Genomic DNA, 12,604 nt, shown 5'->3' with positions numbered 1-12,604 from the left:
CCCTTGCCCCGCGGGCCCGTTCAGCCGTACTGCACCGACCGCTTGGCGAGCCCCATCCAGAATCCGTCGATGACACTGCGGGCCCCGCCCGGCTCGCTCTCGCTCGCGCCCATCGTCACGAACAGCGGGGCGAAGTGCTCGGTGCGGGGGTGGGCGAGCCGCCCGGCGGGCGCCTTGTGCTCGAAGTCGAGCAGGGCGTCGAGGTCGCCGGAGGCCAGCGCCCGCGCGCCCCAGTCGTCGAACTCGGCCGACCAGGTGGGCACTTGGCCGCCGGCGTGCCGCAGGGCGGCCAGGTTGTGGGTGAAGAATCCGCTGCCGACGATCAGCACGCCCTCGTCACGCAGCGGCGCCAGCTTGCGGCCGATGTCGTACAGCTTGCGCGGGTCGAGGGTCGGCAGGGAGATCTGGAGGACCGGGATGTCGGCGGCGGGGAACATCTCGACGAGCGGGACGTACGCGCCGTGGTCGAGCCCGCGGTCCGGGATGTCCTGCACGGGCATGCCGGGGGCGCGCAGCAACTTGCGTACGGAGTCGGCGAGTTCGGGGGCGCCGGGGGCGGCGTAGCGCACCTGGTAGTAGTGCTCGGGGAAGCCCCAGAAGTCGTACACGAGCGGCACGGCCTCGGTGGCGCCGAGCGCGAGCGGGGCCTCTTCCCAGTGGGCGGAGACCATCAGGATCGACGTCGGCCGGGGCAGGCCGGCGGACCAGGCCGCGAGCTCGCCCGGCCACAGCGGGTCGTCGGCGAGCGGCGGGGCACCGTGGGAGAGGTACAGGGCGGGCATGCGCTCGGCGCGGGCGACGGTCATGACGACTCTCCGGCTCACTCACTGACAGTCCGGCCGACCGGCCCGGCGACCGGGCGCGGGACGAGCAGACATGCTTGAAGTCTCAAGCTCTGGTGCCACCCTAACGCGATCTACTTCAACTTTCAAGAAGTGTCCGTACAGTAGATGTATGACCTCGGCACCCAACTGGCTCAGCGACGAGGAGCAGCGCACCTGGCGCGCCTACCTCCACGCCACCCGGCTCCTCGAAGACCACCTCGACCGACAGCTCCAGCGCGACGCCGGGATGCCGCACATCTATTACGGGCTGCTCGTCCAGCTCTCGCAGGCCCCGCGGCGCCGGATGCGGATGACCGAGCTGGCCAAGAACTCGAAGATCACCCGGTCCCGGCTCTCGCACGCCGTCGCCCGCCTGGAGAACAACGGCTGGGTCAAGCGCGAGGACTGCCCCTCGGACAAGCGGGGCCAGCTCGCGATCCTGACGGACGCGGGTTACGAGGTCCTGGAGCGGACCGCGCCGGGGCATGTGGCCGCCGTACGGCAGGCGATGTTCGACCGGCTGACCCCGGAGCAGGCGGACCAGCTCGGCGAGATCATGCGGGTGATGGCGCAGGGCCTCCAGCCCACGGACGCGAAAGCGGACCTGCCCTGGCTCCGCTGATGTCAGCGGGGCCAGGGCAGGTCGTGCGTCCGGGGTGCTACCGGGGGGTCAGTGGGCGACCACCGGGATGCGCACCTCGTCCTCGATGTCCTCACCGGCGCCCGGTCCGGAGACCGAACTGCCGCCGGGTCGACCGGTGTTGATGAAGGTGGCGGCGATGACGGCGGCCGTCACCAGGATGCCGACCGCCCACCAGATGGCGGCGGTGAAGCCGTGCACCATGGCCTGGAGCTTCAGGAGCTCCGGGTTGGTGGCGCCGAGCGCCATGTGGCCGGTGACGTAGGCCGTGGTCGCCGAGGCGGCGATGGTGTTGAGCAGGGCGGTGCCGATCGCGCCGCCGACCTGCTGCGAGGTGTTGACCATCGCGGAGGCGACACCGGCGTCCCGGGGCTCGACCCCGATGGTGGCGAGCGACATGGCGGGCATGAACGCCGTACCCATGCCGAGGCCGAGCAGGATCTGCGCGGGCAGGATCACGCCGGCGTACGACGTGTCGATGTCGAGCTGGGTCAGGAGCAGCATGCCGACAGCCGCGGTCAGGAAGCCGGGGGCCATCAGCAGGCGCGGCGGGACCCGGGTCATCAGGCGGGCGCCGATCTGGGTGGAGCCGGTGATCATGCCCGCGATCATGGGCAGGAACGCGAAGCCCGTCTTGACCGGCGAGAAGCCCTTCACGACCTGGAGGTAGTAGGTCAGGAAGAGGAACAGGCCGAACATCGCGATGACCGCGAGGCCGAGCGAGAGGTAGACGCCGCCGCGGTTGCGGTTGGTGATCACGCGCAGGGGCAGCAGCGGGTGGCGCACCTTGGCCTCGACGGTCACGAAGGCCGCGAGCAGCACCGCCGAGGCGATGAACATCGAGACGGTCAGCGCGTCCGACCAGCCGGCCGACTCGGCGCGGGTGAAGCCGTAGACGAGCGCGACCAGACCGGTGGTCGAAAGGATCACGCCGGGCACGTCCAGCGGCGAACGGTTGCGGGTGCCCGAGGGCTCACGGATGACGAGGTAGGCGCCGAGCGCGGCCACGATCGCGAACGGGATGTTCACGAAGAAGGTCCAGCGCCAGTTCAGGTACTCGGTGAGGAAGCCGCCGAGGATCAGGCCCACCGCGCCACCGCCACCGGCGATCGCACCATAGATGCCGAACGCCTTGGCGCGCTCCTTGGCGTCGGTGAACATCACCGCGAGCAGCGACAGGGCGGCCGGCGCGAGCAGAGCGCCGAAGGCACCCTGGAGTGCGCGCGAGCCGAGCAGCATGGCCTCGCCGGTGGCGGCGCCGCCGAGCGCGGAGGCCGCGGCGAAGCCGAGCAGGCCGACGACGAAGGTCCGCTTGCGGCCCCACAGGTCGGCGATGCGCCCGCCGAACAGGAGCAGCCCGCCGAACGCGAGGGCGTAGGCCGTGATGACCCACTGCTTGTTGGCGTCACTGATGTGCAGCGCGTGCTGGGCGGAGGGCAGCGCGATGTTCACGATGGTCGCATCGAGGACGACCATCAGCTGGGCCAGGGCTATGAAGGCGAGCGCCTTCCAGCGACTGGGATCTGGGGCCAGCGAGAGCTGGTCCGTCTTGTCGAGACCGACTGTTTTTGACATGGGGGTAGCCACCTTGGGACGCGGATTACCGAGATAAGTGCGGAAACTAGCTTGATCTACGCTTGCACGATGCCTCAACCAGGTTTATTGAACGGCGAGTTGAGGGCGCGAACGGGAAGTTGAAAGCGGGAGGCGATCAACTCCGCCGGAGGTCGTCGAGGGTCGCCGCACTGCCCGGCAGCTCGGACCGCGCCGGGGCCTGAAGCCCGTCGAGGAACAGCTGCAAGTGACGGTGGACGAACTGGTCGATGTTCAGGCAGGGCGTGCCGGGCAGCGGCCTGGTCAGCTGGGAGAGGGCGACCATGAGGTCGCCGACGGCGACATCGGTGCGGAGCCGGCCGGCCGCGCGGGCCCGCCCCATGAGCCCCTCGACGTCGCGTTCGAGGCGCTCGCGGGCCGCGTTCAGCTCCGCGTGGTCCTGGTCGAAGGTCTCGGAGAGCATCGGGCAGAGCGCCCCGATCCGCTCGTCGGCCGCCGCGTGCACGAAGCGGCGCAGGGCCTCGAAGGGGTCCGTCTCCTCGGCGGCCGCCGTCTCGGCCCGGCCCGAGACCCGGTCCATGACATAGAGCACCACGCTGGTGATGAGCTCCGAGCGGTCGGCGAAGTGGCGGTAGATCGTGGCATTGCCGACGCCGGCCCGGCGGGCGATCTCGTCCAGCGGCACCGCGGCACCGTGCTCGACGAAGATCTCGCGCGCGGCGGCGATGATCCGCTCCCGGTTGCGCAGGGCGTCGGCCCGCGGACGCGGGGCACGGCGCGGCGCTGCGGCGACGGGGGCGGCGGCAGTCTGCACGGCACTGCTCCTTCTTGCTCTTGCTGGTCTAAGTGAATCGGACTGTCCGCCCGGGACCTGACCCAAGCGGGGAAGCATTCCCCGTTTCGCGGGGACGAAGGTTCAAACGGGGAAACCCTCCCCGGTTATTTCCGGAGTTGAATGTGACCCGAGTCACATGCATCCATATGGTGAAAAACACCTATTCGGCCCACTCAGCGCGCGCACGCGACACGCCCGACACAGGGTGATCAGACGAGCACAGTCGGGATCCGGCCGGCTGTCGCGTCCCCGAAGGCGAGCGCGTGCGCATGGACGTCAGCCAGTCCCGCCCGGCTCGGGCGCCAGGCCGCCGGATACCCCGCCGGCGCCGGACCACCCTCTTCGGCGCCGCTCTCGCCTCGGTCGCGCTCGCCACGCTGACCACCGGTTCCACCACGCTGTCGATCGCCACCCGCGCCTCCGCGGGCCCTGTGGCCTCCCCCGGCGAGTCCTTGCTCGGCCCCTGCCGGATCCCGGCCGCGCTGGGCGTACAGATGTCGGAAGGCCTTCCGACCCCGCCCGGCTACGCGCACTCCACCGGCATCGTCCGGGCCCTCACCCTCATGATCGACTTCCCGGACGCGGTGGGCCCCGGCTCCGCGCTCAGCCGGTACAAGGAATTCTTCCCGCAGACCAGCGACTGGTTCCGCAACGCCTCCTACGGCCGCCTCGACTACCGCGCCGAGGCCCCGATCCCGGATTGGCTGAGGATGCCGAAGGCGTTCACGGCGTACGGGATCGAGCGCGGCTCCCCCTATGAACCCGGCTACCACCACCTGGTCCAGGACGTGATCGCGGCGGCCGGCTCGAAGGTGAACTTCTCGAAGTACGACCTGGTGAACGTTCTGGTGACGCCGAACGCGGGCCCCTCGGCATTGGACACGGTCCTCTCGGTGACGTTCTCGGGAAACGAGGACGCGCCGTACGCGGACGGCGTCCCGCTGTCCAACACCTCATTCGTCTACAGCCGCCAGGACGACGGCTCCGGCTCGTACGGGCAGACCGGCTACCGGGTGCTGCCGCACGAGAACGGCCACGTCTTCGGACTGCCCGACCTCTACACCCCGCAGGGCGGCGGGGCCGTCGGGCACTGGGACATCATGTCCGAGGACTGGGGCGCCAACAACGACATGCTGGGCTGGCACAAGTGGAAGCTGGGCTGGCTCGACAACAGCCAGGTGTCCTGCGCGACGGGCAGCGGCGCGAGCCAGTACGCCCTGACCCCGCTGGCCACGGAGGGCGGCCCGAAGCTGGTCTTCGTCCCGCTGACGAAGGACAACGGGTACGCGGTAGAAGTGCGCACACAGGCCGGCAACGACGAGGCGGTCTGCAGACCCGGGGTCCTGATCTACCGGGTGGACGCAAAGATCGACACGGGCAGGGGCCCGGTGAACGTCTCGGACAGCCACCCCACCACGGGAGGCTGCACCCGCAGCCCGAACGTCAACGCGGAACTGTCGGACGCGACGTACACGACAGGAGAAACGTTCGTGGACCGAACGAACGGGGTGCGCATAGCCGTGACGGGGGTGGACGGGATGGGGAACTATCACGTACGGGTGACCAGGCCCTGACCGTTCCCGCCACGGCGGATTCGAGCCCGTCCGGCGATTGAGGACGAGCGCCCTCAAGGCGCGAACGGGGGTCCGGGGGCGGAGCCCCCGGGAACGGCCAGCACCCCACCCCTCCAGCCGCCGGAGGCTTTAGGGAAGGGGCGGGGTGGGGAACACTCCCCGAAGCTCCCGCTTCAGCACCTTCCCCGTGGCGTTGCGCGGCAGCGCCCCCTCCCGCAGAACAATGTGCGCCGGCACCTTGAACCCGGCCAGCACCGCCCCGACATGCGCCCGCAGGGCATCCGCGGTCACCCCGGACCCGCCCCGCACCTGAACCACCGCCCCCACCTCCTCCCCCAGCACCGGATGCGGCACCCCGACCACCGCCGCGTCCAGCACCGCGGGGTGATCGTGAAGGACCCCCTCGACCTCCACGCAGTACACGTTCTCCCCACCCCGGATCACCATGTCCTTGATCCGGTCGACGATCCCGACCCGCCCGTCGCACAGCACCGCGAGGTCCCCCGTCCTGAACCACCCGTCCTGGAAGGCGAGTTGAGTGGCAGCGGGATCACCCCAGTACCCCCGGACCAACGACTGCCCGCGCAGCCACAGCTCCCCGACCTCACCGTCGGCGATCGCAGAACCGTCCGCCCCGGCGATCCGCACCTCGGTGGCGGGAGTGGGCCGCCCCGCGCTGTCGGGCCAACTCCGGTACTCGGCGCCGAAGTTGGCGAGGACGCCCCCGCTGGTCTCGGTCAGCCCGTACCCGTTGCGCGGCTCGATCCGGGACCCGTATCGCGCGGTGAGCCCGCCCACGAGCCCGGGCGGAGCCGCAGCACCGCCGGTGTTGAGCGCGGTGAGGCTCTCCAGCGAATCCCCCGCCTCCGATGCGGCGGCGAGCAGCTGAAGAGCAGTGGCGGGCACCCCCGCGTAATGCGTGACGCCGTGCTCCCGGATCAGGCCGAGCGCCCGCCCCGCGTCCCACTTCCGCATCAGGACGAGCGTGCCGCCCGCGGCCATCGCCGCGTACAGCGAGGTGAAGGCGGCGACATGGAAGAAGGGGAAGGTCATGAGGGTGACAGGGGTGGGCCCCTGACCGGGGACGATGCCGCGTCCGAGCATCGACATGGCCGCCTGGAAGCGGGGGTTCATGACCGCCCCGGCCTGCGCGAACTGCGTCGCGACCGCTCCCTTGGGGCGGCCGGTGGTGCCGGAGGTGTAGATGATGGTGGCGTCGGCGTCCGGCGGGACGTCGACGTCGGGCGGCCCCGCACAGGGGTCGGGCGAGGTGAGCTCACCGAGGTCGTCGAACCGCTCGAATCCGCCGGGCAGCTCACCCTCGTAGTGGAAGACCATGCCGCGCACGCCGTGCGTGGAGGCCCAGCCCGCCACCCGCCCAAGCCGCTCGCCGTCGACGAGCAGCACGCGCGGGGTGCAGTCGTCGAGGGCGTACGCGAACTCCTCCACGGTCCACCACGCGTTCAGCGGCACGGCCACCAGACCCGCCAACTGGGCTGCCCAGAAAGCGACTTGCCACTCGGGGTGGTTGCGCATGCCGATGACGGCACGGTCGCCGGGGCGCAGTCCGTAGACGTCGGTGAGGCGCCGGGCCAGGGCACAGGAGGCGGCGAGGAACTCGGCGTAGGAGTACGTGCCGCTCTCGGCGATCAGGAACGGCTGGTCCCCGAAGGCCCAGACCGTCTCGACGAACTCCCGCAGGGTGCGCGGCCCGGAGGAGTACTCAAGCGCACCCGCCTCCCCGCGGACAACGGCGAACGGCGCCCCGGGCGCGGTGAGCAGCGCCTCGGCGCGAGCGGGCCCGATGTGCGCCCCGGCTTCCAGCGTCCCGGCTTCCGGCGCCCCGGCGGACTGCGACCCGGCCGCCCGCGCCCCGCCGCCTTGCGCCCCCGACGTCCCTGTCGCTCCCGTCGCCCCAGTCGTCGCCACCGGATCGCCCTCCTAAGCGCCTGCTCAGTCCCAGTGGCCACGACGCTATGCCGCTGCCCCGCCCCGGTCAAGGTCGGTGTAAAACACAACGGCCCCGTGGGTCAGCCCGGCGTCACCACTTGGCCGATTCCGTTCGGTTCCGACGCCGTGCCGGTGAGCGCGCCCTGCGGGACCGGGCGGTCGGCCTCCAGGGCTTCCCAGAGCATCCTGCCCCGGGCGGCGTCCGGCACGAGGCGGTCCTCGTCGCCCTGCTCCAGCTGGGCCGGAAGGGTGACCATCTGGACGTCGCCGGCGCCGAGCCCCTTCATCGAGTACGCCAGCGAGGCGAGGCTGTCGACGTGGGCGAGGGAGGAGTCGGTGGTGAGGGACTTCGTCGCGGCATCGGCGACGGCGAAGAGCCTGACCGGGTCGGTGAGCAGGTCCTGGCCGGCCATCCTGCCGATCAGCACCGTCAGGAACTGGTGCTGGAGCTGGATCCGGCCGAGGTCGCTGCCGTTGCCGACGCCGTGCCGGGTGCGTACGAGATCGAGGGACTGCTGGCCGTCCAAGTGGTGCTTGCCGGCCCCGAGATGGACCCCGCTCTGCTTGTCGTCGATGGGCTTGACCAGGGTGATGTCGGCCCCGCCGAGCGCGTCCACCAGCTCGGCGAAGCCGTTGAAGCCGACCTCGACGTAGTGGTTGATCCGCAGCCCGCCGCTCAGCTCCTCGACGGCGGCGACCGTACAGGGGGCTCCGCCCATTTCGTACACGGCGTTGAACATGACCCTGTCGCGCCCCGGCAGCATCTGGCCGGATGCGGTGGCGCAGGCGGGGCGGTTGACGATGGTGTCGCGCGGGATGCTGACGAGCGCCGCCTTCTTGCGGCCGTCGTACACGTGGAGCAGCAGGGTGGTGTCGGAGCGCCCGGCGTCCTCGCCCCCGCCCGCCCGCGCGGCGTTCTCGCCGGCCCGCGAATCGGAGCCGACGACCAGGATATTGAGGTCGGAGGTGGCCGAGGCCTCCGGAGTGAGCAGCGAGCCGAGCTCGACGCTGCTGATGTTGCCGCTCAGCCGGTGCCAGGTGTACGCGGCGGCGGCGCCCACGAGCAGCAGCACCCCGGCGAGCGAGCAGAGCACGATGCGCATACGGGTGGCCCGCCGACGGGTGGGCCGGCCCATCCGGGGTATCCGCCCCCAACGGGGTCCGTACGTCATCCTTCGACTCCGTCCGTCGACGACCCAGAACTCCGCATGCGTACAAACAGGGCGTTATCGCACACTACAAGAAAGGTGCACAACCCCGCAGAACGGGCACCCAGGCTGACAGCTGCCGGAGGGGAGACGTCCAAGTTGAAGCCCACACCAAGGTCCACGCCGGCATCCGCCCCGGCATCCACGTCGACCGGCGGGCGCACACGGGCCCGCCGCCCGGGGATCGCACCGGCCCTGGCCCTGTTCGCGATGGCCGTACTGGCGCTCGTCGGCTGCTCGTCGGGCGGCGGCAAGGACGCGTCCCCGAGCCCCAGCCCGACGGTGTCGAAGGCGCGGATCACCACCACACCGAAGGACGGCGCGGACCATGTCGGCATCACCGTCAAGGACGTCGGGGCGAGCGTCGCGGACGGCACCTTCGCCTCGGTCACCCTCATGGCCCAAGACGGCAGGGCGATACCCGGCGCGCTGACCCCGGCCCGCACCGCCTGGCATCCCTCGGCGAACCTGGCCCGCGGCACGGCGTACACGCTGACCGCCGAGGCGAAGGATCCGGACGGGCGGGCGGCGACCACGACCACGCGTTTCACGACGGTCTCCGAGAGCAACTCGGCGATCGCGTTCTACACCCCCGAGGACGCCTCCACGGTCGGGGTCGGCATGGAGGTCTCCTTCAGGTTCGACAAGGCGGTGACCGACCACAGGGCCGCGGAGTCCGCCGTGAAGATCACTTCGAGCAGCGGCCAGCAGGCGGCGGGTCACTGGTTCGGCGACCGCCGCATCGACTTCCGCCCGCAGGACTACTGGAAGCCGGACTCCAAGGTCACGGTCGCCTTCGACTTCGACGGGCTCGAACTGGCCAAGGGAATATACGGAGTTCAGGACAAGTCCTTCTCCTTCACGGTCGGCCGCGAGCAGATCTCCACGGTGGACGCGGCCACCCAGGAGATGACCGTGCGGCGCGGCGGCGCCACGCTCAAGCGGGTGCCCGTCTCCACCGGCCAGCCGAAGTACGCCACGTACAACGGCACGATGGTCATCAGCGAGCAGGACCGGCAGACGAAGATGAACAGCACCACGGTGGGCCTCGGCGACGAGTACGACATCCCCGACGTGCCGCACGCCCAGCGCCTCACCAACTCGGGCACGTTCATCCACGGCAACTACTGGGCCGCACCCTCGGCCTTCGGCGCCACCGCCAGCAGCCACGGCTGCATAGGCCTCCAGGACGCCCAGGGCGGCGGCGACCCGGACTCTCCCGGCGCCTGGTTCTACGCGAACTCGCTGCTCGGCGACGTGGTGATCGTCCGCAACTCGACGGGCGGCGGCACGGTCGCCCCGGACAACGGCCTCTCCGGCTGGAACATGCCGTGGGTGCAGTGGACGGCGGGCAGCGCGATCACGTGACAGCCCCCTTGGGCGGACTCCCCCGCCCCGCCAGCAGGCCCGTCCCCGCATCCGCTACCCTGTCCAGGTCTGCCATCGGCAGCACGCCTCCGTAGCTCAGGGGATAGAGCACCGCTCTCCTAAAGCGGGTGTCGGCAGTTCGAATCTGCCCGGGGGCACACGCTTTACGCCGCTGACCTGGGGTTTCTCCCCCAGGGAGGCGTTCTACTCGGCCTCGGACTTCTCGTCCGGGGCCGTTTGCGTGAGCGGTGCGTGAGCGGACGGGTCGCCAGGCCCCGCTATTTCGCCCGACGGATCAGCACCATTCGGCACAGGCTCAGCGCCGGGCTCCTCCGCCTCATCGAGCTCGGGCTCCGCTTCGGGGGCGGTGTTCTCGGAGGCGACGCGGGCTCGCGGCACGAGTCGGGCCGCGGCCTCGGCGATCGCCAAGTCCGCCTCGGGGAACAGGCTCGTGTACGTGTCGGCCGTGATGGTGATCGAGGAGTGGCCGAGCATCTCCTGGATGGCCTTCAGGTCGGCCCCGCCGGCGCGGGCCAGCGTCGCGGCGCCGTGGCGCAGGTCGTGGAACCGGATCGGCGGGAGGCCGATCTCCTCGTACAGCTCGATGAACCGGCGGGTGACGTTGGCGGGGTGCAGCATCTCGCCGTTCTCCTTGGTGAAGACGCGGCCGGTCTCGACCCAGGCGGTCCCCCACTTCTCGCGATCCTCGTCCTGCTGGACGCGGTGCCTCTTGAGGGCCTCGGCCGTGTCGGAGTCCAGGGCAATCGTGCGTGCGCCGGAATCGGTCTTCGGGTCGTCCTCGTACACCTCCCAGCCGTCGACGACGAGTTGCTTGGCAACGGTGATGAAGCTGGTGTCCAGGTGCGTGTCGGTCCATTTCTGGCCGCACGCCTCGCCGCGACGCAGCCCACGGAACGCGGTCAGGTGGAACAGCGCGTACAGGCGGTCCTCGGCGGCGCGGTCGAGGAAGAGGCCGGTGTGCTCCGGCGTCCACACCATCACGGGCGAGGGCTTCTCGCCGGTGCGCTTCCAGTGGAGGATGCGCTCCTCGGTCCACACGAGCGCCTTGGGGCGCTTGCCCGCGTCCAACTCGACGTGGGCGGCCGGGTTGAAAGTGATCAACTGCTGGGCGATCGCGGCGTTCAGCGCGGCCCGCAGCGTGGAGCGGACGCGCTGACGCGTGGCCGCGCCGACGATGCGGCGGTAGGGCTCCATCTCATCGATCGCCGCCTTCATCGCCTTGCGGCGGGCGCGGTGCTCGCGCCCCTTCCAGGGGACCTGGGAGAGGTCCTCAAATGCCTTGCGCCGCGCGGCGTTTCCCTCGGCGATCTCGACGTTGGCCTCGGCAATGACCTCGAACATCTCCGACAGGTGGGCGACCCGCAGCCGGTCGAGCCGCAGGTGCCCGATCCTCGGCTTGAGGTGGACGCGGATGTTGCTCTCGTCGCGGCTGATGGCGCTCTGCCGCCCCTTCTTGCCGGCCAGCCACATGTCCAGCCAGTCGCCGACGGTGAGGCGGCTCGTCAGGTCCAGGCCGTGGCTGAGGCGCTTGCGGGTCGCTTCGATGTCCGGCAGTGGGGCCTTCTCGTCGGCGACCTTCTCCAGCAACTCGGCGATCTGGGTCAGCCCCTCGGGGTCGTCGGATTCGGTGAGACCGAGGAGCGCGCGTATGTGGTCGAGGTCGGCCTGGGCGGCCTTCAGCGACTCGTAGCCGGCGCGGCTGAAGGAGCGGCGGGTGCCGTCCTCGCGAGGCGGAAGCTCCTGGCGTACGGAGTACGAGCCGTGCTTGCGGCTGGAGAGCTTGGGGCAGTTCTTGCCGAGCGGCTTGCCGGTGTTCGCGTCGCGGCAGTAGCAGCGGCGGTGGGTAGAGCCCTTCAAACGTTGTTCTCCTCAATGGCGTTGGGGCTGAGTTCGGGCGGATCGACTTCGGCGGCAATGTCGGGCCACAGGAAGGGAGGCGTGACGCCGTCCTTCCGGATGAAGGCGCGGGCCCTGCGCAAACGATTCATGGCAGCCTCGGCAGCCTCGGCGGCACGCGCCTGGGTGCGGAGGGCCTCTGCCTTCCGGTCTGCGTTGGGGGCGGTCTCGGCGTGGTAGCGCGCGTACTCCTCCTCTTTCCGTGCGGTCTTGAGCCTCTCCTCAGCGGCCTGGTGTGCGCGGAAGTAGCGCAGCATGTCGTTGTCCGCGCCGAGCGTGGTGTTCTCCCCGGTGAACCAGCTCAGAGCGTCCAGCGTGGCGGTGGGGTGCTGGAGGGGGAGCCGCTGTACGTCGTCGATGTAGCCGACGGGGTAGATCAGGCAGATGGGGGGCGTGTTCAGGGCCTGGGCCAGGACCATGACGTCGACCAGGGGCAGGTTGGAGCGGCGTCCGGACTCCATGTTGGCGATCACGTTGCGGGGGATCGGGTGGCCGATCTCCTCGCACTTGTCGGCCAAGTCCTGCGCACTCCATCGCAGTTCCTTCCGTCGTCTGCGGACCTCGCCGGCCACGGTGGCCATGACCTGGTCCGCCCACTCAAGGACGTCGTCCTCGTCGTCCGTCTCAGTTCCATGGTCGGAACGGTGTTGTGTCATGAGGACACATTAACTCGCTTAGCGTTGATTCCATGGCCTGGAGACGAGCGCGATCGCCGTGTTCGCCGAGGGCTCAGT

Annotated in this window: 10 protein-coding genes and 1 tRNA gene; 4 read left to right on the top strand and 7 right to left on the bottom strand. The window is 70.4% G+C overall.

Going from position 1 to position 12,604, the window contains the following annotated elements; all coding sequences use genetic code 11:
* Positions 1 to 20 precede the first annotated feature (20 nt).
* Positions 21 to 806 carry a dioxygenase family protein gene (locus tag ACSHXC_RS22670; protein WP_438293344.1) on the bottom strand — a complete coding sequence of 262 codons (786 nt, stop codon included), beginning with the start codon at positions 804 to 806 and terminating at the stop codon, positions 21 to 23.
* A 148-nt stretch (positions 807 to 954) separates the two neighbouring features.
* Here ACSHXC_RS22670 and ACSHXC_RS22665 point away from each other — a divergent pair, with 148 nt between their 5' ends.
* Positions 955 to 1,446 (top strand): MarR family winged helix-turn-helix transcriptional regulator, encoded by a 492-nt coding sequence (locus tag ACSHXC_RS22665; RefSeq protein ID WP_438293343.1) that lies wholly within the window; start codon positions 955 to 957, stop codon positions 1,444 to 1,446.
* Between the two features lie 48 nt (positions 1,447 to 1,494).
* Here the strand turns inward: ACSHXC_RS22665 and ACSHXC_RS22660 are convergent, their stop codons facing one another.
* Together ACSHXC_RS22660 and ACSHXC_RS22655 are read right to left on the bottom strand one after the other, a co-directional pair.
* On the bottom strand, positions 1,495 to 3,039 hold the full coding sequence (locus ACSHXC_RS22660; protein WP_438293342.1) for an MFS transporter: 1,545 nt from the start codon (positions 3,037 to 3,039) through the stop codon (positions 1,495 to 1,497).
* A 136-nt stretch (positions 3,040 to 3,175) separates the two neighbouring features.
* Positions 3,176 to 3,832, bottom strand: a complete 657-nt coding sequence (locus ACSHXC_RS22655; protein ID WP_438293341.1) for a TetR/AcrR family transcriptional regulator — start codon at positions 3,830 to 3,832, stop codon at positions 3,176 to 3,178.
* A 290-nt stretch (positions 3,833 to 4,122) separates the two neighbouring features.
* Here ACSHXC_RS22655 and ACSHXC_RS22650 point away from each other — a divergent pair, with 290 nt between their 5' ends.
* A complete protein-coding gene (locus ACSHXC_RS22650) occupies positions 4,123 to 5,427 on the top strand; it encodes a M6 family metalloprotease domain-containing protein (RefSeq protein ID WP_438293340.1) in 1,305 nt (434 codons plus the stop codon).
* 129 nt (positions 5,428 to 5,556) lie between these two features.
* Here the strand turns inward: ACSHXC_RS22650 and ACSHXC_RS22645 are convergent, their stop codons facing one another.
* Positions 5,557 to 7,251, bottom strand: a complete 1,695-nt coding sequence (locus ACSHXC_RS22645; RefSeq protein WP_438296757.1) for a class I adenylate-forming enzyme family protein — start codon at positions 7,249 to 7,251, stop codon at positions 5,557 to 5,559.
* 206 nt (positions 7,252 to 7,457) lie between these two features.
* A complete protein-coding gene (locus ACSHXC_RS22640; protein WP_438293339.1) occupies positions 7,458 to 8,549 on the bottom strand; it encodes an LCP family protein in 1,092 nt (363 codons plus the stop codon).
* 135 nt (positions 8,550 to 8,684) lie between these two features.
* Between ACSHXC_RS22640 and ACSHXC_RS22635 the strand changes: the two genes are divergently transcribed.
* A complete protein-coding gene (locus ACSHXC_RS22635) occupies positions 8,685 to 9,953 on the top strand; it encodes an Ig-like domain-containing protein (protein ID WP_438293338.1) in 1,269 nt (422 codons plus the stop codon).
* A gap of 85 nt (positions 9,954 to 10,038) precedes the next feature.
* Positions 10,039 to 10,111: transfer RNA gene (locus ACSHXC_RS22630), tRNA-Arg, on the top strand.
* A 46-nt stretch (positions 10,112 to 10,157) separates the two neighbouring features.
* Here ACSHXC_RS22630 and ACSHXC_RS22625 read toward each other — a convergent pair.
* Both ACSHXC_RS22625 and ACSHXC_RS22620 read right to left on the bottom strand, forming a co-directional pair.
* On the bottom strand, positions 10,158 to 11,831 hold the full coding sequence (locus ACSHXC_RS22625; RefSeq protein ID WP_438293337.1) for a site-specific integrase: 1,674 nt from the start codon (positions 11,829 to 11,831) through the stop codon (positions 10,158 to 10,160).
* Entirely contained in the window at positions 11,828 to 12,526 is a 699-nt protein-coding gene (locus tag ACSHXC_RS22620; RefSeq protein ID WP_438293336.1) for a helix-turn-helix domain-containing protein, read from the bottom strand. Before ACSHXC_RS22620 ends, ACSHXC_RS22625 begins: the two co-directional genes overlap by 4 nt.
* Positions 12,527 to 12,604 lie beyond the last annotated feature (78 nt).

It is taken from the genome of Streptomyces sp. HUAS TT7, from assembly GCF_051550175.1.
In the GTDB taxonomy this organism is placed as follows: Bacteria; Actinomycetota; Actinomycetes; order Streptomycetales; family Streptomycetaceae; genus Streptomyces.
The sequence above is the reverse complement of the archived record's forward strand: the minus strand, read 5'-3'. Positions and strand labels throughout refer to the sequence as shown.

Excerpts from the sequence above, each read along its gene's own strand:
- ACSHXC_RS22670 (WP_438293344.1), bottom strand. The coding sequence starts at position 806 with ATGACCGTCGCCCGCGCCGAGCGCATGCCCGCCCTGTACCTCTCCCAC.
- ACSHXC_RS22665 (WP_438293343.1), top strand. The coding sequence starts at position 955 with ATGACCTCGGCACCCAACTGGCTCAGCGACGAGGAGCAGCGCACCTGG.
- ACSHXC_RS22660 (WP_438293342.1), bottom strand. The coding sequence starts at position 3,039 with ATGTCAAAAACAGTCGGTCTCGACAAGACGGACCAGCTCTCGCTGGCC.
- ACSHXC_RS22650 (WP_438293340.1), top strand. The coding sequence starts at position 4,123 with ATGGACGTCAGCCAGTCCCGCCCGGCTCGGGCGCCAGGCCGCCGGATA.
- ACSHXC_RS22640 (WP_438293339.1), bottom strand. The coding sequence starts at position 8,549 with ATGACGTACGGACCCCGTTGGGGGCGGATACCCCGGATGGGCCGGCCC.
- ACSHXC_RS22620 (WP_438293336.1), bottom strand. The coding sequence starts at position 12,526 with ATGACACAACACCGTTCCGACCATGGAACTGAGACGGACGACGAGGAC.